At 71.2% G+C, this 18,854-nt stretch carries 21 protein-coding genes; 11 read left to right on the forward strand and 10 right to left on the reverse strand.

Annotation, left to right across the window (positions count from 1 at the left end; all coding sequences use genetic code 11):
• The first annotated feature begins 89 nt into the window (after positions 1-89).
• Positions 90-1,109 carry a LacI family DNA-binding transcriptional regulator gene (locus tag SJY07_RS16065; RefSeq protein WP_380160465.1) on the forward strand — a complete coding sequence of 340 codons (1,020 nt, stop codon included), beginning with the start codon at positions 90-92 and terminating at the stop codon, positions 1,107-1,109.
• On the opposite strand, the gene SJY07_RS16070 is transcribed toward SJY07_RS16065, so the two are convergent.
• Positions 1,110-2,336 carry a DNA polymerase domain-containing protein gene (locus tag SJY07_RS16070; protein ID WP_328293224.1) on the reverse strand — a complete coding sequence of 409 codons (1,227 nt, stop codon included), beginning with the start codon at positions 2,334-2,336 and terminating at the stop codon, positions 1,110-1,112.
• Positions 2,337-2,470: 134 nt separating this feature from the next.
• Between SJY07_RS16070 and SJY07_RS16075 the strand changes: the two genes are divergently transcribed.
• Positions 2,471-2,914, forward strand: a complete 444-nt coding sequence (locus SJY07_RS16075; RefSeq protein WP_380162361.1) for a Uma2 family endonuclease — start codon at positions 2,471-2,473, stop codon at positions 2,912-2,914.
• A 3-nt stretch (positions 2,915-2,917) separates the two neighbouring features.
• On the opposite strand, the gene SJY07_RS16080 is transcribed toward SJY07_RS16075, so the two are convergent.
• The 4 genes from SJY07_RS16080 to SJY07_RS16095 form a co-directional block, all read right to left on the reverse strand.
• On the reverse strand, positions 2,918-3,691 hold the full coding sequence (locus SJY07_RS16080; protein ID WP_380160468.1) for an amino acid ABC transporter ATP-binding protein: 774 nt from the start codon (positions 3,689-3,691) through the stop codon (positions 2,918-2,920).
• Entirely contained in the window at positions 3,688-4,356 is a 669-nt protein-coding gene (locus tag SJY07_RS16085) for an amino acid ABC transporter permease (protein WP_328293221.1), read from the reverse strand. Before SJY07_RS16085 ends, SJY07_RS16080 begins: the two co-directional genes overlap by 4 nt.
• A gap of 28 nt (positions 4,357-4,384) precedes the next feature.
• Complete coding sequence (locus SJY07_RS16090) at positions 4,385-5,167, reverse strand: transporter substrate-binding domain-containing protein (protein ID WP_328293220.1); 783 nt, start codon at positions 5,165-5,167, stop codon at positions 4,385-4,387.
• A gap of 99 nt (positions 5,168-5,266) precedes the next feature.
• On the reverse strand, positions 5,267-6,268 hold the full coding sequence (locus SJY07_RS16095; RefSeq protein WP_328293219.1) for a LacI family DNA-binding transcriptional regulator: 1,002 nt from the start codon (positions 6,266-6,268) through the stop codon (positions 5,267-5,269).
• Between the two features lie 122 nt (positions 6,269-6,390).
• Between SJY07_RS16095 and SJY07_RS16100 the strand changes: the two genes are divergently transcribed.
• Genes SJY07_RS16100 through SJY07_RS16115 form a run of 4 tightly spaced genes read left to right on the forward strand, consistent with a single transcriptional unit; the run spans position 6,391 to position 11,502 of the window.
• Entirely contained in the window at positions 6,391-8,337 is a 1,947-nt protein-coding gene (locus SJY07_RS16100) for a beta-L-arabinofuranosidase domain-containing protein (RefSeq protein ID WP_328293218.1), read from the forward strand.
• 26 nt (positions 8,338-8,363) lie between these two features.
• Entirely contained in the window at positions 8,364-9,677 is a 1,314-nt protein-coding gene (locus SJY07_RS16105; protein WP_380160471.1) for an ABC transporter substrate-binding protein, read from the forward strand.
• The gene (locus SJY07_RS16110; RefSeq protein WP_328293216.1) at positions 9,674-10,582 is read left to right on the forward strand and encodes a sugar ABC transporter permease; all 909 of its coding nucleotides are present in this window, start codon (positions 9,674-9,676) and stop codon (positions 10,580-10,582) included. Before SJY07_RS16105 ends, SJY07_RS16110 begins: the two co-directional genes overlap by 4 nt.
• Positions 10,583-10,584: 2 nt before the next feature.
• Positions 10,585-11,502 carry a carbohydrate ABC transporter permease gene (locus SJY07_RS16115; RefSeq protein ID WP_328293215.1) on the forward strand — a complete coding sequence of 306 codons (918 nt, stop codon included), beginning with the start codon at positions 10,585-10,587 and terminating at the stop codon, positions 11,500-11,502.
• An 18-nt stretch (positions 11,503-11,520) separates the two neighbouring features.
• Here the strand turns inward: SJY07_RS16115 and SJY07_RS16120 are convergent, their stop codons facing one another.
• Entirely contained in the window at positions 11,521-12,936 is a 1,416-nt protein-coding gene (locus SJY07_RS16120; protein ID WP_380160474.1) for a PLP-dependent aminotransferase family protein, read from the reverse strand.
• A 62-nt stretch (positions 12,937-12,998) separates the two neighbouring features.
• On the opposite strand from SJY07_RS16120, the gene SJY07_RS16125 reads away from it, so the two are divergent.
• From SJY07_RS16125 to SJY07_RS16145, 5 genes are all read left to right on the forward strand, one after another.
• The gene (locus SJY07_RS16125) at positions 12,999-13,643 is read left to right on the forward strand and encodes a YitT family protein (RefSeq protein ID WP_380160476.1); all 645 of its coding nucleotides are present in this window, start codon (positions 12,999-13,001) and stop codon (positions 13,641-13,643) included.
• On the forward strand, positions 13,625-13,906 hold the full coding sequence (locus tag SJY07_RS16130) for a YciI family protein (RefSeq protein ID WP_380160478.1): 282 nt from the start codon (positions 13,625-13,627) through the stop codon (positions 13,904-13,906). The genes SJY07_RS16125 and SJY07_RS16130 overlap by 19 nt, the downstream gene beginning before the upstream one ends.
• Positions 13,907-13,970: 64 nt before the next feature.
• Positions 13,971-14,375, forward strand: coding sequence for a hypothetical protein (locus tag SJY07_RS16135; protein WP_328293211.1), 405 nt, complete (start codon positions 13,971-13,973; stop codon positions 14,373-14,375).
• On the forward strand, positions 14,372-14,692 hold the full coding sequence (locus SJY07_RS16140; protein WP_328293210.1) for a transcriptional regulator: 321 nt from the start codon (positions 14,372-14,374) through the stop codon (positions 14,690-14,692). The genes SJY07_RS16135 and SJY07_RS16140 overlap by 4 nt, the downstream gene beginning before the upstream one ends.
• 68 nt (positions 14,693-14,760) lie before the next feature.
• Complete coding sequence (locus SJY07_RS16145) at positions 14,761-15,519, forward strand: GTP pyrophosphokinase family protein (RefSeq protein ID WP_328293209.1); 759 nt, start codon at positions 14,761-14,763, stop codon at positions 15,517-15,519.
• Here SJY07_RS16145 and SJY07_RS16150 read toward each other — a convergent pair.
• From SJY07_RS16150 to SJY07_RS16165, 4 genes are read right to left on the reverse strand one after another with little or no spacing between them, the layout of a single operon-like run.
• Complete coding sequence (locus tag SJY07_RS16150) at positions 15,483-16,490, reverse strand: ATP-binding cassette domain-containing protein (protein ID WP_328293208.1); 1,008 nt, start codon at positions 16,488-16,490, stop codon at positions 15,483-15,485. The two genes, SJY07_RS16145 and SJY07_RS16150, sit on opposite strands and share 37 nt — an antisense overlap.
• Positions 16,487-17,296 carry an ABC-2 family transporter protein gene (locus tag SJY07_RS16155; RefSeq protein ID WP_328293207.1) on the reverse strand — a complete coding sequence of 270 codons (810 nt, stop codon included), beginning with the start codon at positions 17,294-17,296 and terminating at the stop codon, positions 16,487-16,489. Before SJY07_RS16155 ends, SJY07_RS16150 begins: the two co-directional genes overlap by 4 nt.
• On the reverse strand, positions 17,289-18,083 hold the full coding sequence (locus SJY07_RS16160) for an ABC-2 family transporter protein (RefSeq protein ID WP_328293206.1): 795 nt from the start codon (positions 18,081-18,083) through the stop codon (positions 17,289-17,291). Before SJY07_RS16160 ends, SJY07_RS16155 begins: the two co-directional genes overlap by 8 nt.
• 33 nt (positions 18,084-18,116) lie before the next feature.
• Entirely contained in the window at positions 18,117-18,788 is a 672-nt protein-coding gene (locus tag SJY07_RS16165) for an NUDIX domain-containing protein (protein ID WP_380160482.1), read from the reverse strand.
• Between the last annotated feature and the right edge of the window lie 66 nt (positions 18,789-18,854).

An 18,854-nucleotide genomic window follows, 5' to 3' on the forward strand; every position in this document is an offset into this window, starting at 1 on the left:
GAGTGATAGGACGGTGCCACCGCGGGTGGTGACTGTCAAGGCACGCGATGATGCGTGCCGGACATCCGGGACCGGACTGGGGAGTTTCTGTGAGCGCTGGACAGGACGAACGCGTCGTGCGCCGTGCCCGGCGGGCCTCGGCCACGATCGAGGACGTCGCGCAGGCGGCGGGGGTGTCGCGTCAGACCGTCACCCGGGCCATGAACGCCATGGACGGGATCAGCCAGGCCACCAAGGCCCGCGTCCTGGCTGCGGCCAAGGAACTGCACTACCGGCCCTCGCGGTTCGGGCGCGGTCTGGCCCGGGCCACCCACGACACGCTCGGTCTCGTCGTCTCCGACCTGGCCAACCCCTACTACCCCGAGTTCGCCGCGGCGACCGTCCGCTACGCGGGGGAGCTGGGCTGGAACGTCGTGCTCGTCGACACCGTCCACGCCACGGACCGGGACCGCGTCCTGCGGGACCTGGCCAGCCAGGTCGACGCCGTCCTCGGCTACCTGGGGGACAGTGACGTGTGGGCCGACGCCCTCGCCGGGATGACCGTCGTGAGCATCGACCCGCCGGCCGCGGGTCTGCTGCCCACCACCAGCGGTGTCTCGCTCGACCCGCGACCGGCGCTGCGAGAGGCCGCGGCCCACCTCGCCTCGGTCGGCGTCCGCGACGTCGCCATCGTCGACGGTGACCGCGAGCGCGAGGTCAGCACCCGCGCCGCGATCATCGCCTCCGCGTTGCGGGCCGAGGGGATGGACGTGCGGTTCGTCTTCGCCGGGGCCCAGGACGTGGAGGCCGGCCGGTGGGCGGCGCGTGAGCTCATCGCCGGTGGGTTGCCCGACGCGGTGTTCGCGTGGAACGACATCCTCGCCGTCGGTGCGCTGGCGACGTTCACCGAGCAGGGCATCTCGGTGCCGGACGAGGTCCGGGTCGTGGGGATCGACGGGCTGTCCCTGGGCACGTTCATGACCCCGCAGCTCACGACGCTCGCCGTCGACATGGCCGAGGTCGCGCGGCTCGCCGTCGACCTCGCCGTCGCCGCCCTCGACCCCGTGCACCCCGCGGAACCCGAGGTCCGCTGGGTGGAGCACGTCTTCACCCCGCGCGGGTCCGCCTGATCAGCGACGGGACTGCCCGCCGCGGTACTTCTCCCACGGGTCGTAGTCGACCTCGAGCTCGGCCTGTTCCGGACGGTCCGCCTCGGGGACGTGCTGCAGGTTCACCCGGATCCGGTACCAGAGCGAACTGCTGCCGCGCATCCCGTCGAGCAGGACGTCGGACTCGGTGAGCATCGGCACGACGTCGGGGTGCCTGGCCTTCCACGCCTCCAGCCCGGCGAGGACCTCGGGTCTCGTCCGCGCGCGGGCGATCTCGATGAGCGGCATCGTCTTCGTCCGGGACCCCGTGCCCTTGGGGGCCTTCTCCGCCGGACCCAGCCGGTCGGCGAGGTCGAGCAGCCCCTCCAGGGAACCCCCGACCCCGTCCGTGCCGGCCCACGGATCACCGCCGAGGTCCGCGACGCGCCGCGGCACCGTGAGGACGGTGTGGTCCTCGGGGCGCACGTCGCGCACCTCGTCCCAGGTCAGCGGGGTCGACACCCGGCCGTCGGGGAGGGCGCGGACGGAGTACGCCGAGGCGACCGTGCGGTCCTTGGCGTTCTGGTTGAAGTCGACGAAGACGCCCTCACCGCGTTCCTCCTTCCACCACCGGCTCGTCGCCAACCCGCCGGCCCGGTTCTCGACCTCGCGGGCCACGGTCTCGGCCGCGAGCCGCACCTGCGGGTAGGACCACACGGGATCGATCGGGGCGTAGACGTGGAAACCCCGGGACCCCGACGTCTTGGGCCACGCGCTCAACCCGTGGTCGGCCAGCACCTCGCGTGCCACGAACGCGACGTCGACGATCTGGTGCCAGTCCACGCCGGGCATCGGGTCGAGGTCGATGCGCAGTTCCACCGGGTGGTCGAGGTCCTCGGCGAGCACGGGGTGCGGGTTGAGGTCCAGACAACCGAGGTTGACGACCCAGGCCAGGGAGGCCTCGTCGCGCACGACCGTCTCGGCCGCGGAGGTCCCCCGCGCGTAGTGCAGTTCCGCGACTTCGATCCAGTCGGGGCGTTTCTCCGGCGCCCGCTTCTGGAACACCGCCTCGGCCTCGATGCCCTTCACGAACCGCTTGAGGACCATCGGCCGTCCGCGCACGCCCCGCAGCGCGCCGTCGGCGACGGAGAGGTAGTAGCGGATCAGGTCGAGCTTCGTCGTCCCGGTCTGCGGGAAGACCACCTTGTCCGGGTTCGTGACCGTGACCTCGCGGCCGGCGAGTTCGAGGACGATCTGCGGGGACGCCACGTTCCGACCCTAGTGTCCGTGGCATCCTGAGGACAGGCAGCAGGGGGCGGAGGAGGCAGACCGCGAGCACCACCACGTACGTCGTCCACGGCGACGCGCTGGACCTGTGGATCGCCGAACGCCGCCGTCTCGGCCTGGACGCACGCGACGAGGTCTGGAACGGGGTCCACCACGTGGTACCGTACGCTCGCGCCTCCCGCGGCGCGCTGTCCCACCGCCTCGGTGCGCGTCTTCATGACCGCGCTGAGGCCCGGGGACTGGTCACGCTAGGCGAGTTCAACCTGGGGACCGAAGGCGACTACCGCATTCCGGACATGGCGTGGATCGCGACTGGGCTCGCCGCTGATCAGCCGGGCTTGTACGTCCCCACCGTCGACGTCGTCGTCGAGATGGTCTCTCCAGGCGATGACACCGAGGAGAAGATTCCCTGGTACCTGGGTCGAGCCGTTCGCGAGGTCTGGAAGATCACCCCGGCCGCCGAGACGGTCGAGGTCGTCGGTAGCGGTGGTCCCCGCCCGAGGAGCGACGTCTTCGACCTGAGCGCCGCCGACATCAGGGGCCTGCTGGGCTGGGCCTGATCCTCAGATCGGGTTGATCAGGCGTTGCAGGAACCGGCGGGTGCGGTCCTCGCGAGGGTTCTCCAGGACCGCCGACGGGGGACCCTGTTCGACGATGACGCCACCGTCGAGGAACAGCACCTGGTCGGCCACCTGGGACGCGAACCGCATCTCGTGGGTGACGACGACCATCGTCCAGCCCTCACCGGCGAGGTCCTTCATGACGGCCAGCACCTCCCCGACGAGTTCCGGGTCGAGCGCGGACGTGGGTTCGTCGAAGAGCACGACCTGTGGCCGGATCGCCAGCGCCCGGGCGATCCCGACGCGCTGCTGCTGACCACCCGACAACTGGTACGGGTGCTGGTCGGCCTTCTCGGACAGGCCGACGCGTTCCAGCAGGGCGAGACCCTCGGCCCGGGCCTCCTCCGGCGGGCGACGCTGGACCAGGACCGGGCCCTCGATGACGTTCTGCAGCACGGACAGGTGCGGGAACAGGTTGTGGCTCTGGAAGACCATGCCGCTCTGGGCGCGCAACCGCGTGGTGGCCCGCTGCAACGCCCGCCCGCGCAGCGCGGGGGAGAACTCCACGCTGACGTCGCCGATGCGCACGGTCCCCGCGTCGGGCACCTCGAGCGCGTTGAGGGAACGCAGCACGGTGGTCTTGCCCGAACCCGAGGGGCCGATGAGAACGGTCACGGAACCCGGGGCGACGTGGGCGTCGATCCCGCGCAGCACGTGGTGGTCGCCGAAGGACTTGTGCAGTCCGCGGACCTCCAACAGGGGACTCACGTCGCTCACCTCGCCACGAACCTGTTCAGCCGCGTCTCGACGCGGGACTGACCGAAGGACAACACCAGGCAGACCACCCAGTAGTAGGCGGCCGCCAGGGCGTACAGCGTGAAGAACTGGTACGTGGGCCCCGCGATCTCGGCCGCCTTGCGCATGATGTCGGCCACCTGGATGGTCGAGGCCAGGGAGGTGTCCTTGACGAGCGAGATGAGGGTGTTCGACAACGGAGGCACCGCGACCCGCGCTGCCTGCGGCAGGACGATCCGCCGCATCGTCGTCGGATAGCTCATCCCGATGGTCAGCGCCGCCTCGGTCTGGCCCTTGGGCACCGACAGGATCGCCGAGCGGATGACCTCCGAGGCGTAGCCGCCGACGTTGAGGCTGAAGGCGACGACGGCGCTGGGGAAGGGGTCCCACGTGATCCCGAACTCCGGCAGGGCGTAGTAGATGATGAGCAGCTGCACCAGGAGTGGGGTTCCGCGGATGATCGAGACGTAGAGCCGTGAGATTCCCTGCAGGACACGCACGCTGGAGAGCCGCATCAGGGCCAGCAGCAGGGCGAGGACGAGTCCGATCGGGAAGCTGGCGAGGGTGAGGGGGATGGTCCCCCTGACCAGACCGCTCGCGAAGGGGACGAGGGAGTCCTTCAACAGGTCCAGGGTGCTCTGGTCCACGTGGTGCCCTCCCTCGTCCCGTCCGGTCTCAGCCGGCGGCCGGGCCGGAGACGTCCTGGCCGAACCACTTCTGCGAGATGGTGGCCAGGGTGCCGTCCGCCTTCAGCTTGGCCAGTGCGTCGCTGACCTGCTGGGCGGTGTCGGCCTCGTCCTTGCGGAAGACGAAGGCCTGCTCGGTCTGGTCGTCGGTCTTCGCGGCGATCTTCACCCCGGTGTCCCCGGAGGTCTTGAGGTAGTCGAGGACGGCGAGCTGGTCGTTGACGGTGACGTCGACGCGGCCCTGCTTGAGCAGGGTCATGGCCTGGGTCAGGCCCTCGACGGCCTCGACCTTCGCGCCGGCGTCGGTCGCGGTCTGGGCCCAGTTGCTCGTCGTCGACTGCGCGGACGTCTTGCCCTTGATGTCGGCCAGCGAGGTCACCGAGGTGTCGTCCGCGCGGGTCACCACGACGCCCGTGGACACCGTGTAGGGGGTGGAGAAGACGTACTTCGCCTTGCGCGCGTCGGTGATGGACACCTGGTTGGCCACGCCGTCGTAGCGCTTGGCCTCCATGCCGGCGAAGAGGGAGTCGAAGGTGTTCTCCGAGAACTCGACCTTGCGGCCCAGTTGCTTCCCGACGGCCTCGGCGACGTCGACGTCGTAGCCGGTGAGCTTGTTGGTCTTCGGGTCGTGGTAGCTGAACGGGGCGTAGGTGCCTTCCGTGCCGAAGCTCAGCGAGTCGTCGGTGGAGCCCGCGGTGTCGCCGCCTCCGCACGCGGCCAGGAGGCCCGCGAGGGCGAGTGCGCTGATGGTGCCGAGGGTCCTGCGTCGCATGGCTGAGCTGTCCTCCTGAGAACGGGCACCCACCGTGAGCACCCGACGGTGCAGCGACAACGTAGGGGCTGCGCATTCCCGGCGCGCCCCGGACGGCCCTCAGGCGGGGACGGTGGACTGGCGGACGACGAGGCGGGTGGGCATCGTCGTCGAGCCCGGGGAGGTGGTGCCGGCGACGGCGTCGAGCAGCAGTTCGCCCGCACGGCGGCCCAGCGCCTCCAGCCCCAGGTTGACCGTCGTCAGCGGGGGACGGGCGGCCAGGGCGATGACGTCCCAGTCGTCGAAGCCCACGACGGCGACGTCCCCGGGCACCGTCCGGCCCGCGTCGCGCAGGCCGTCGCAGATCCCGCGGGCGATCTGGTCGCTGCCGCAGGTGATGGCGTCGAGCTCGGGGTGCTTGCGCAGCAGCAGGTCCGCGGCGAGGCGACCCCAGCGTTCGCTCCAGTCGCCGTGCAGGGTCGGGCCGACGAGGGCGTCCCCGGCGGTCTCCTCCGCGGCCGCGCGCCGGACCCGGGCCGCGTGGTGGTCCTCGGGACCGGTGACGTGGGCGATGCGGCGCCGGCCGAGGTCGAGGACGTGGCGGACGGCGGCGGCGGCCCCGCCGCTCTGGTCGATGGTCAGCGAGGTGTCCCGGGGGTCCTGGGAGGGGGTGAAGGCGTAGACGACCGGGACGTGACCGGGGATCGCGATGGGGGCCCGGGACTCGGTGCGGCGGCCGGTGACGATGATCCCGTCGACGCGACGGGCCAGCAGCGTCCGCAGGTAGTGCTGCTCGCGCACCGGGTCGTCCCGGCTGTCGCAGAGCAGCACGCTCATCTCGCCCGCCCCGAGGGCGTTCTCCGCACCGAGCAGGATGGGGATGGAGAAGCGGCCGAAGCTGTCCGTGGTGATCAGTCCCACCGTGTAGCTGCGCCCGGAGGACAGGCCGCGCCCGAGGGAGTCGGGGGTGAAGCCGAGCTGCTCGGCGGCCCGGCGGACCCGTTCGCGCGTCTCGGCCCGCAGTTGCCCTGTGCCGTTGAGGGCCTTGGACGCCGTCCCCGCGGAGACACCGGCGAGCGCGGCGACGTCGACGATCCGAGCCGGAACAGTACTTTCCGTCATCGCGCGCTCTCCGATCCCTGTGAGTCGCAGCAGACTACAGGTCCCTTGACGACGCCAGAGCGGCGTTCTACGGTGACCGCAGAAAACGTGTTCCGGCGTTTCCGAGACTCGATGGAGAGCTGATGACCAGCACGACCGCTGGGCCCGACCTGACCGTGAACAGCACCGCCGGCGCCCCCGCGGCGCCGACGGCCGACGCCGCCGTCGTCCTGCACCCCGTCCCGCTCGGCGCCTCGCGCATCACCAGCGGCTTCTGGTTCGAACGCCAGGAGGCCAACCGCCGCCAGGCCATCCGGACGGGCTACGAGAAGCTCGAGACGGCCGGCAACCTGCGCAACCTGCGGATCGCCGCGGGAACGGAGCAGGGCGAGGTCAAGGGTCCGATCTTCATGGACTCCGACGTCTACAAGTGGCTCGAGGCCGCCGGCTGGGAGTACGGGCGCGGCGCGGACGAGCAGATCCTCGCCTGGATCCGCGAGGTCAGCGACGTCGCCGCCGCCGCGCAGGCCGAGGACGGCTACCTCGACTCCGTCCAGCAGGTCCGTGGGAAGGGCGAGCGCTACGTCGACCTGCCCTGGAGCCACGAGCACTACTGCGCCGGGCACCTCTTCCAGGCCGCCGTCGCCGTCCACCGCGGCACTGGCGAGACCCGCCTGCTCGACGTCGCCGTGAAGCTGGCCGACCACCTCGTCGCCACCTTCGGCGCCGGCAAGACGGAGGAGGTCGACGGCCACCCCGTCGTCGAGATGGGCCTGGTCGAACTCTTCCGCGAGACGGGGAAGCGGGAGTACCTCGACCTCGCCACCTGGTTCGTCGACGCCCGCGGCACGGGGATCATCGAGCGGCTGCACGGCAAGGAACCCACGTACTTCTCCGACCGCGTCCCCGTGCGCGAGCAGACCTCGCCCGAGGGCCACTCGGTCCGCGCCGTGTACTTCACCGCCGGTGCCGCCGACGTCGCGGCCGAGACCTCCGACGCCGGGTTGCTCGCCGCCCTCACCACGCAGTGGGAGGGGATGGTCGCCTCGAAGACCTACGTGACCGGCGGCATCGGGTCCCGTTGGGACTTCGAACAGTTCGGCGACCACTACGAACTCGGTCCGGACCGGGCCTACGCCGAGACCTGCGCCGCGATCGGCAGCGTCCAGTGGACCTGGCGGATGCTGCTGGCGACGGGGGACTCCCGCTACGCCGACCTCGTCGAACGCACCCTCTACAACGCGTTCCTGCCCGGGGTCTCGCTCACCGGGACGGAGTACTTCTACGTCAACGCGCTGCAGTTGCGCCACGGTGCGCACGCCGAGGAGGAACGCAGCGCGACCCACGGTCGACGCGCGTGGTTCGACTGCGCCTGCTGCCCGCCCAACATCATGCGGACGCTGTCCAGCCTCGACGCCTACGTGGCCACCAGCTCGGCCCAGGGCGTGCAGGTCCACCAGTTCACGACCGGCACGATCGAGGCGGCCGGAGCCACGCTCGCCGTCACCACCGACTACCCCTGGGACGGCACCGTACGCGTCGAGGTCACCGCGACCCCGGGCGAGTTCGAACTCGCCCTGCGCGTGCCGGCCTGGGCCGAGGGTGCCACCGCGACCGTCAACGGTGCCGACGTCGCCGTGACGGTGGGGGAGTACCTGCGCGTCCAGCGCGAGTTCGCCGTCGGTGACGTCGTGGAACTCGTGCTGCCGATGACGGTCCGCGTCGTCGAGGCCGACACCCGGGTCGACTCCGTCCGTGGTTCCGTCGTCGTCGAACGCGGCCCCCTCGTCTACGCGGTCGAGCAGGCCGACCTCCCGGCCGACCTGCCCGCCGACGACCTGCGGGTCCGCGTCTCCGAGCTGCGCGGAGCGGTGTCGGAACACCGCGCCGACCTGCTGGAGGGCGTCACCGTCCTCCAGCTGCCCGTGCACGTGGCCCTCGCCGCGGCCAGCGGCCCGCTCTACCGTCCGGCCGGGGACGACCCGGCCCCCGAAGCCGCCGAGGAGACCCTCCTCGTGCCGGCCATCCCGTACTACGCGTGGGCCAACCGTGAACTCGGTGCCATGCGGGTCTGGTTCCCACGGGCCTGATCCCCGTGAACCCTGGAGGAGGTGCGATGGAGCTCCACCGCAGGAACGTGCTCGGACTGGGCGGACTCGCAGCGCTGGCCACCTTGCTACCGGCCTGTGCGTCCGCTCTGCCCGAAACCGACGTCACCGCCGCGGGTTTCGGTGAGAACGCCACCGGGACCGTGCGGTTGTGGTGCCGGGCGGCGACGGTCGTCGGTGTCCGGCAGACCGTCGATGCCTTCAACGCCTCCCAGGACCGAGTGACCGTCGAGGTCACCCCGGTTCTGGACGGGCAGTACGTCACCAAGCTCGCCACGGCCATCCGGGGCGGGAACGTGCCGGACATCGTCGACATCGACGACATCAACTCGATGTTGTTCATCTACCGCGACTCGTTCACCGACCTGACCCCGCTGGTGCAGCAGCTCGGCTTCGCGGACCAGCTCAACCCCGGTCAGCTCCGGTTGGCCGTTCGGAACGACAAGAACTACGGGATCCCCTACATCGCGGACAACTCCGCGGTGTTCTACAACACCGAACTGTTCGAGAAGGTCGGCCTCGACCCGCTGGAGCACACCCAGGACATCGACGGGATGCTCGAGGCCGCCCGTGCGATCGGCGGTCTCGGTGACGGCACCTACGGCTGGTCCGTCGAGGGGAACTCCGCGGGGATCCTCGGTTTCGTCGTCCAGCCGCACATCTGGGCCGCGGACGAACCGAACATCGTCGGTGACGTGGGGGCGCAGAGGGGGGCGATCGAGGGCAACGACGCGATCCGGCGGACCTTCGACTTCTACCGGACGATGTGGAAGGAGAAGCTCATGCCGCAGGCGAACTTCTCCGGCGACGGTTCCCGCTGGGGGGCCGACTTCCGGGACGGGAAGGTCGGCATGTTCCCGTCGAACTTCTCCTTGGCGGTCCTGAACGCCACACCGGAGATGCAGGCCAAGACCGGGGTCGTGCTGCTGCCCGGCCCGGACGGGGGCCGGGCGACGTTCGCCGGCGGGGACAACCTCTGCATCCCCCGCGGCGCGCCCAACGCGTCGGGGGCGTGGGAGTTCGCCAAGTTCGCCCTGGACGTGCCGCAGCAGCAGAACCTGCCGGCCGGGGGCTACATCCCGGTGCGTTCCGACGCCGCGACGCCGGAGTACCGGGAGAAGTTCCCGTTGGCCGTCGCCCCGCTCGACGGGATCGCCGGCGCCTACGCGCCGACGACGCTCGCCTACAACCTGCTCTTCAACCAGCAGGACTCGCCCTGGATCGCCGCCTTCCGCCGGGCCGTCTTCGACGACGACCTCGACGGAGCGCTGGCGCAGGGGCAGAAGGACTTCGACCGCGTCCTGGAACAGGCCCAATTGTGAGCACGCTGACCAGACCCCCGATCGACCGTCGTCCGAAGTCCCTCACCCACCCGCCCCTGACCGGGGTGCTGCTGACCCTCCCGGCGCTGGCCTTCGTCGTCGTCTTCGTGCTGGTGCCGCTCGTCTTCGCGGTCTACATGTCGTTGACGAACTGGCCGCTGATCGGGTCCTACCACTTCATCGGTCTCGGCAACTACGCGGCCGTGGCCTCGGACCCGGTGTTCTGGAAGTCCGTCGGGTACACCGTCCTGTACACCGCGATCGTCACGATCCCGATCCTCGTGCTGGGCTACGTCCTGGCCGTCGTGGTGCGCAGCAACCGCCGGTTCTCGACGGTGTTCCGCACCGTCTTCTTCATCCCCTACGTCATCGGCCTGACGACCCTGAGCTTCCTCATGGTGCTCGAGGCGCAGCCGAGCTCGGGGGCGGTGAACATCGTCCTCAAGGCCCTCGGGGTCACCGACGGGACGACGGCGTGGCTGGCCGACGGCCCGCTCGCGACGGGCCTGATCTGCGTGATGATCGTGTGGGCCGTCTCCGGTCTCACCATGGTCCTGCTCATGGGCGGCATGCAGGGGATCCCGCGCGACGTCTACGAGTCGGCCGAGATGGACGGGGCGAGCTGGTGGCAACGGGAACGGGACATCACCATCCCGATGCTCCGCCGCACCATCGCGATGAGCCTGGTCATCTCCGTCATCGGCTCCCTGCTGGCGTTCACCCAGTTCTACATCCTCACCCGTGGTGGTCCGGGGACGGACACCCAGAGCGTCGTCATGTACGTCTACCAGCGCGGTTTCGTCCAGCTGCAGCTCGGCGCGGCGTCGGCGTTGTCGATCGTCCTCGTCGTGGTCATCGGCCTGGTCACCGCGGCCCAGTTCCGCCTGTTGCGAGAGAAGGCCTGACGATGGCGACCCTGACCACGACGAAACCCGGTGGGGAGCTGAAGGTCCGCTCGACCGGTCGGGCCCCGGTGAACGGGCGGGCCGAGACCCGTACGAAGCTCACCCTGTACTGGCTCGGCGGAACCCTCGCGGCCCTGGTGTTCCTCGTGCCGTTGCTGTGGTCGATCCTGCGGTCGTTCCAGAGCAACGACGCGATCGTCTCGGCCACCCCGACGCTGTCCGCCCTGACGCAGTTCACGACCGAGAACTTCAAGGCGCTGTTCACCGGCGACGCCGACATCGTCCGCGCCGTCGCCAACAGCCTGGTCGTCTCGGTCTGCACCGCGGTGCTGACCGCGGTCCTGGCCACGCTGGCCGGCTACGGGTTCGGCCGGTTCCACTTCCGTGGTCGCAACGTCCTGTTCGGGTTGATCGTGGTGACGATGATGGTGCCCTTCCAGGCCATCATCACCCCGCTCTACCTGCAGATGAACGCCATGGGTCTCACGGACTCCCGCCTGGGGCTGGTGCTGTTCTACTCGACGGTCAACCTGCCGTTCGGGGTGTTCGTGATGCGGAACGCGTTCGAGAACATCCCGGCCGAGATCGAGGACTCCGCCCGCGTCGACGGCGCCGGGACCATGCGCGCGCTGGTGTCGGTGCTGCGCCCCATGCTCGTCCCCGGGATGGCGACGAGTGCGCTCTTCGCGTTCCTGGCCAGTTGGACGGAGTTCCTCGGGGCCCTGACGTTCCTCACCGACGACAAGCTCTACACGCTGCCGCTGTCGCTGGTGAACCTGCAGGCCGGGGCCTACGGCGCGGTGAACTTCGGGTACCTCGTCGCGGGTGCGGTGGTCGCGATGGTTCCGTGCGTGATCCTCTACGTCGCCCTGCAACGGTTCTACGTCGCCGGCCTCGCCTCGGGGGCGGTCAAGGGCTGAGTCAAGGGCTGAGAGGCGTCAGACGAGGACGGCGAAGGGCGACGGCGAGGGGGCCGTCGCCCGGACGTCGTTCCAGGCGTGCGCGAGCCTGGCCACCGCCTCGCGCAGGGTCTCCGGGTCGGCCCCGAACGGCAGCCGCAGGTAGCGCTCGAACGCGCCGTCCACCCCGAAGCGCGGGCCCGCGGTGACGTGCACGCCGTAGCGGCGCGCGGCGACCGCCAACGGCGAGCTGAGCGCGCGGCCGAGGTGCACCCACAACGCCAGGCCACCCGGCACGACGGGGAGTTCCCACTCGGGCAACCGGTCGCCGACCTCCGAGAGGAGGGCGTCGCGGCGGGCCCGGAGTTCGACGCCCCGTGCGGCCAGGACCGCGTCGAGGTCCGGCAGGGCCCGGGCGACGACGAGCTGGTCGAGGACCGGGGTCCCGAGTTCCCACGGGGAGCGACGTTCGGCGAGGTGGCGGACGGTGGCGGCGTCGGCCCGGATCCAGCCGATCCGCAGGCCACCCCAGAGGGTCTTGGCCGCCGAGCCGACGTGCATCACGTCGGAGGGGAACGGGGGTGGGACCTCCCCGTCGATCGCGAGGTCGTTGGTGGTCTCGTCGACGACGAGCCGGGTCCCGTAGCGGCGGGCGAGTTCGCAGACCCGCCGGCGCTGCGCGGCGGGCATCACCGAGCCGGTGGGGTTGTGGAACCCCGGCATCAGGTACCCGAGCGCGGGGCGGGTGCGGGCGAAGGCCTCCTCGAGCGACTCCTGGTCCCAGCCTCCCGGCGACGTGGCGGTCGTCGGTGCCACGGGGACGGCGACCGGACGACCACCCACGGCGCGGACGGCGTCCAGGGCGTGCGGGTACCCCGGGGACTCGACCAGCACCCGGTCCCCCGGGGAGGTCAGGGCACGGGCCAGCAGGCCGACGGCGTGCTGGGCGCCGAGGGTCACGAGGACCTCGTCCGGCCGCGTCGCCAGACCTCGCGCGGTGTAGCGGAGGGCGAGCTGCGTGCGTAGTTCCGGGAGGCCGACGAGGTCGTAGCCGACTCCGGAGAGGTAGCGGGGCAGGTCCTCGACCGCTTGCCGGGAGAGGTCGAGGACGGTGGTGGCGGCGGGCAGGGCCGCCCGGGTCAGGTCGATCTCGACGTGGGCGGGTCGGGCGTCCCCCGGGGGTGTCACGGCCGGGAGGGCGATCACGCTGCCGGAACCTCGCACGCTGGTGACGTACCCGGTCTCGCGCAGGTGCGCGTAGGCCGCGGCGACGGTCGTCCGGCTGAGCGCGAGGACGGCGGCGAGCTCACGCTCGGCGGGCAACCGGGTGCCCGAGGTGATGCGCCCGTCCAGCAGCAGCAACCGGATCCGCTCGGCGAGCGCCCGCAGGGCCGGGCCGGTGTCGCGCCAGTCGCCGAGGAGGTGGCCGAGGGTGGACGCGGACAGGCTGGGCACCAGTCCACGGTAGCCGGATTGGCACTGTCGGGGCGAGAGCGGAGTGCGGTCCAATCCGTGCTGTGAGAAGTCCAGTGCTCGGTGCCCGCATCGCCCGTCTCCTCGTCGGCCTCGGCCTCTACGGCGTGGCCGAGGGGCTGATGGTCCTCGCCGGGATCGGGGTCGGGCCGTGGACGGTCTTCGCGCAGGGGGTCTCGCGACACACCGGGATTGGCCTGGGCTGGCTCGCGAACCTCATCGGGCTCGCCGTCCTGGTGCTGTGGATCCCGTTGCGGCAGAGACTAGGAGTGGGGACCGTGCTGAACGTCCTGCTCGTGGGGACGGCGATCGAGGCGACGGTCGACCTGCTCCCCGCGCCGCACGCGCTGCTCGTCCGGATCCCGTTGTTCGCGGTCGGTCTGGCGCTGCTGGCGGTCGCGAGCGGGCTCTACCTCGGGGCGGGTTTCGGGCCGGGGCCGCGGGACGGGCTGATGACCGGCCTGCACCGGCGGACCGGTCTGCCCCTCTGGCTCGCCCGCGCGGTCGTCGAGGTGTCGGTCCTGGCGGTCGGCTGGGTCCTGGGCGGCAACGTCGGGGTCGGCACGGTGGCGTTCGCACTGGGGGTCGGACCGCTCGTCGGGTTCTTCGTGCCGCGGTTGACCACCGTCGCCGCGACCCCGGCGAGGATCGTCCCGGTAGCGTCCGGGCCATGTCCTTCTTCGTCGTGACCTACGCCTACTCCCCGGACGTCGCCGCCCGCGACGCCGTCCGCCCCACCCACCGCGAGTGGCTCGCCTCGCTGGGCGACGCCCTCGTCCTGTCCGGTCCGACCGACGCCGAGGGCGCGTTCCTCGTGTTCGAGGCCGAGACCGCCGCGGACGTCGAGGCGACCCTGGACGCCGATCCGTTCTTCGTGGACGGCCGGATCGTGGCGGGCCGGACCGTGGCCGGCTGGACCCCCGTGCTCGGACGGGCCAAGGATCGGCTCTGACGCGAAGTACCTCGCGACGCGGGAGTACTTGCGCGTCTGGAAAGTACTCCGGTAGAACTGAGGCATGACCTCCGCCGACCGTGCCCAGGCCGACCTGCAGACCGTCTCCACCGCCCTGGCCGCCGCCCGACCGGCCCCGCTGCCGCGCTGGCTGCCGCCGGCGATGGCCCTCGCCTACAGCGCCGGCTTCGCCCTGCTGGCCGTCACCGCCTGGACGACGGACTGGCGCTGGGCCGTCCCCGGGTTCGTCCTGATCGTGGCGTTCCTGGTCGCGGTGGGGTTCACGGCCTCCCGTGGTGGCCTGCGCCCCCGGGTCCGCCAGGGACCCCGCCAGCACCTGGTCAGCGGGGTGGTCCTGCTGGTGTCGATGGTCGTCTTCGCGGTCGACCAGGGCTCCGGTCTGCTCCTGCTGGGACTGGGGTTCGGCGCGACCGCCTGGTGGCAGTTCTCCCGGACGGGGCGGGCGTGAGCGTCGAACCGGCCCTCGACCCCGCGGTCCAGCACCCGACGAAGCTCGCCGTCGTCGCCTTCCTCTCCGGCTGCGTCGAGGCGGACTTCAAGACCGTCCGCGACCGGCTGGAACTCACCGACTCCGCGCTGTCCCGGACCCTGTCCGGTCTGGAGGAGACCGGCCACGTCACGGTCCGCAAGGGCTTCGTCGGCAAACGACCGCGCACCTGGGTCTCGTTGACGGGAGAAGGGCGCGCGAAGCTCGCCGCGCACCTCGCCGCCCTGCAGGGGATCGCAGCGGGCGCGGTGGCCCTGGCGGCCGACCTGCCCACCTGATCCGGAACCACGACGTGCCGCAGCGCGTTCACAGGGCAGGCTCCGACGGTGGAGAGGTGAGGTGCGCGATGGGCGTGGTGTCCGTGGAGACGGGAGAGAACTCCTACGGTGCAGCCGATCTCGAGGCGTTCCGTCGCGTCCGTGAGGACTTCGTCCGGTTCATGATGGCCTACCGCTTCGCCGTCGACGAGGTGCTGACGAAGGTCTCGATCCTGCGCGAGGAGTTCACCCACCTGCACCGCTACAACCCCATCGAGCACGTGACGTCCCGGGTGAAGTCCCCGACGAGCATCCTCGAGAAGGTCGTCCGTCGTGGGCTGGACCCGTCGTTCGAGACCATCCGCGAACACATCACCGACATCGCGGGGGTCCGCATCACCTGCAGCTTCATCGCCGACACGTACCGGATGCTCGAGATCCTCACGGGACAGGCGGACATCCGCGTCCTGGCCGTCAAGGACTACATCGCGCACCCGAAACCCAACGGCTACAAGAGCCTGCACGCCATCGTCGAGATCCCGGTGTTCCTCTCCGACGGCCCCGTCCCGGTGACGGTGGAGGTCCAGATCCGGACGATCGCCATGGACTTCTGGGCCAGCCTGGAGCACAAGATCTACTACAAGTACGACGGCGAGGTCCCCGGTCACCTGGCCGCGAGCCTCACCGAGGCCGCGGCGGTCGCCGAGCAGATGGACCGCCGGATGGAGGAACTGCACACCGAGGTGCGTTCCCTCGCCCCGGACGTCGGGGAGGCCGCACCCGAACTCGGGATCGACGACCGGGTGCTCCGTCAGCTCCTGGCGCTCTCCGGCGGTACCCCGGCCTGAGGGGTCCCCGAACTGGCGTACAGCTGGCGCAGCACGTCGGCGATGTCGGGTTCCTCCACCGACAGGTCCCGCACCTCGGCGTGGGCGGAGACTCCCGCCAGCACCGCGGCGGCGGTCGTCTCCTCCGCCGAGAAGGCGAACCGATGGCGCAGACCCTCCGCCTCGACGCCGAGGAGCTGGGCTCCTTCGACGTGGATCGGCCCGGTGGGTGCGGTGAGGTCCACGACGAGGACGCGCCGGGCGCCGACGCGGCGCACCAGCCCGGGCAGGTCGCCGTCGTAGGCGGCGCGACCGTGGTCGACGACGAGCACCCGGTCGCAGAGACGCTGCACGTCACCCATGTCGTGCGTCGTCAGCAGCAACGTCGTCCCGCGTTCGGCGCGTTCGGCCCGCAGGAACTGGCGCAGCCGTTCGCTGGACAGGACGTCGAGGCCGATCGTCGGTTCGTCCAGCAGCAGCAGTTCGGGGGAGTGCAGCAGCGCGGCCGCGACCTCTCCGCGCATCCGCTGGCCCAGGGACAGCTGCCGCACGGGGGTGGTGAGGAACTCGCCCAGCCCCAGCCGGTCGTCGAGGTCGCGCAGCCGTGGCCGCCAGACCCCCGCGGGGAGGTGGTGGATCGCGGCGAGGAGGCGGAAGGACTCGCTCAGCGGCAGGTCCCACCAGAGCTGGCTGCGTTGCCCGAACACCACCCCGATGCGGCGGGCCAGGTCGCGACGCCGGGCCACCGGGTCCAGCCCGCACGTCCGCACGCTGCCGGCGGAGGGGACGAGGATGCCGGTGAGGAGTTTGATGGTCGTCGACTTCCCGGCGCCGTTGGCGCCGATGAACCCCACCGACTCCCCGGGGTCCACCCGCAGGGACAACCCGTCGACGGCGCGGACGACGCGACGCTGCCGACGGAACCTCCCCTCGGCCTTCTCGCGGACGACGTACTCGCGGACGAGGTCGGTGACCTCCAGCGCCGGATTCACGATCCGCTCCCCGTGTAGTGCCGGATCCCCTGGCGCCACAGCAGCAGGGCGACGCTCCAGAGCGCGGCGGCCGCGACCGGCGAGAACCACCCGAGCCAGGAGGGCAGGCCGGCGGGCCCGTCGTTCCCCAGCAGAGCCAGGACGGGGAGGTAGGCGACGAACGCCGCCGGGACGACGTAGCAGAACAACCACCGCAGCGGTGTCCCGTAGAGCGAGGCGGGGTACTGCGCCGCGTTGGAACCGCCGTAGGTGAGGGAGTTCACCGCTTCCTTCCCGTCGAGCAACCAGAACTGGCAGGCACCCGCGATGACGAACAACGCCGAGAAGATCGCGGTCCCGCCGACGACCGCGGTGGCGAGCAGGGCCACGGCGCGCAGGTCGAGCGCGATGCCGGTGTGCGGCCACGCGACGCACAGCACCACGACACCGACCAGCACCCGACCGATCCGGCGCAACGAGACGTCGGAGGTCGCCAGCTGGGCGAGGACCGGGAGGGGACGCAGCAGGAACGCGTCGAGGGTTCCGCTGCGGACGTGGGTGGGCAGGTTGTCGAGGTGACCGGCGAGGAGGTCCGCGAGGGCGAAGGCCACGTTCGCCAGCGCGAACACCAGCGACGCCTGCCACACGTCCAGCCCGCCCAGGGTGGAGGTCCGCGAGAAGACGACGTAGATCGTGGCGAACTCGCTGATCCCGATGCCCAGGTTGGAGAGCAGGTCGGCGACGAAGGACGTCCGGTAGCTCAGCTGGGCCCGCACCCGGCTGCCCAGGACGGCCCGGTAGGCGGCGACCGTCGAGCCCTCAGCCACCCTGCACCACCAGTCGTCGGGACCCCAGCGCCAGCAGGACCCGACCGGCGAGCACGAGGACCGCCAGCCAGGCCAGCTGCACCACGACGAGTTCCAGCGCGGCGCCACCCGTCGCGGTGCCGGTGAGGACGTCGATGGGCGACTGCAGCATCGAGGGGAACGGGGTCGCGTGGGCGAGGGTCCCGAGCCAGTCCGGGAACCAGCGGACCGGGATCGCCAGTCCGGTGAGGACCGTCGCGACGACGGTGTAGAGCATGAGGATCCCGCGGATCTCGGTGAGCCAGAACGCGGTCAGGCTGACCAGCCAGCGCGCGGAGAACGAGATCGAGACGCCGAGGACGAGGCTGACGAACCCGAGGAGGTAGCTGCGCGGATCGCTCGGCAGCGCGAGTCCGGTGAGCAGGATCCCCAGCACGAGGGGTGGGACGCCGCGGGGCAGGAACATGAACGCCGCGCGGCCGAGGTCGGTGGCCCACGCGGCCAGCTGCGGGTCGATCGGGCGGGCCAGGTCGACCGCGATGTCCCCCGTGCGCACGCGCTGCGCGACCTCGTCGCCGGCGAAGACGTTGACCGGGGCGAGCAGGGCCTGCGTCACCCAGGCGAAGGTGGCGGCCTGCTCGACGTCGTAGCCGGCGACCGCACTCCCGGCCCCGGAGACCGTGCCGACGAGGACGGCGGCCTTGATGGCGCCGAACACCGAGTTGGTCAGAGCACCGGCCGCGGTGGCGGCCCGGTAGGTGGAGAACCGCCGGAACCCCGCCGCGACGAGGGCGGGGTAGGCGGACACGACGTTCGACCCTAGTCGGGTTTCCCGTCGCTGTCAGGTGCGCACCAGGGGTGGTTGCAGCGTGGCGGCGCTCCCGCGTCGGAACAGCTGCGCCGGTCGGCCGCCGTCGCGCGTCGTGGTCGCCCCGGCGGGTTCGAGGAAACCCTCGGCCCCGGTGACCTTGCGGTGGAAGTTCCGGGCGTCCAGGGGGTGCCCCCAGACCTGCTCGTAGACCCGGCGCAGTTCGGCGACGGTGAACTCCTCGGCGCAGAAGGCCGTCGCGAGCGGTGAGTACTCCAGTTTCGCCCGGGCGCGCTCCACGGCGTCGGCGAGCAGGCGGTCGTGGTCGAAGGCGAGGTCCCGGGCCTCGCGCACGGGTACCCAGCGCGCGTCGGCGGCGTCGGTGCCCGCGTGCGGGGTGGGCAGGTCGGGGGCCAGGGCCAGGTAGCAGACCGTCACGACGCGCTGGCGGGGATCGCGGTCGGGGGCGCCGTAGCTGGCGAGCTGTTCCAGGTGCACCGACCCGCGGGGGAGTCCCGTCTCCTCGGCGAGTTCCCGTTCGGCGGCGCCGAGCAGGTCCTCGTCGGGTCGGACGAAACCCCCGGGCAGCGCCCAGTCTCCGAGGAACGGCTCCTCGCCGCGTTCGACGATCAGGACGGACAGTCCCTCGGACCGGACGGTGAGCACGACGAGGTCCACGGTGACGGCGACGGTGGGGTAGGTCACCCGGTCAGCGTACCGGCTTGTCGTCGGATTGACGATTAGTGAGGTGCAGGCTTATCGTCATTCCGA

This window comes from Kineococcus sp. R86509, from assembly GCF_042466365.1.
Lineage (GTDB): Bacteria > Actinomycetota > Actinomycetes > Actinomycetales > Kineococcaceae > Kineococcus.

Coding starts and splice junctions, on each gene's coding strand:
- SJY07_RS16090 (WP_328293220.1), bottom strand. CDS start 5,167: ATGCGACGCAGGACCCTCGGCACCATCAGCGCACTCGCCCTCGCGGGC.
- SJY07_RS16095 (WP_328293219.1), bottom strand. CDS start 6,268: ATGACGGAAAGTACTGTTCCGGCTCGGATCGTCGACGTCGCCGCGCTC.
- SJY07_RS16100 (WP_328293218.1), top strand. CDS start 6,391: ATGACCAGCACGACCGCTGGGCCCGACCTGACCGTGAACAGCACCGCC.
- SJY07_RS16105 (WP_380160471.1), top strand. CDS start 8,364: ATGGAGCTCCACCGCAGGAACGTGCTCGGACTGGGCGGACTCGCAGCG.
- SJY07_RS16115 (WP_328293215.1), top strand. CDS start 10,585: ATGGCGACCCTGACCACGACGAAACCCGGTGGGGAGCTGAAGGTCCGC.
- SJY07_RS16130 (WP_380160478.1), top strand. CDS start 13,625: ATGTCCTTCTTCGTCGTGACCTACGCCTACTCCCCGGACGTCGCCGCC.
- SJY07_RS16135 (WP_328293211.1), top strand. CDS start 13,971: ATGACCTCCGCCGACCGTGCCCAGGCCGACCTGCAGACCGTCTCCACC.
- SJY07_RS16145 (WP_328293209.1), top strand. CDS start 14,761: ATGGGCGTGGTGTCCGTGGAGACGGGAGAGAACTCCTACGGTGCAGCC.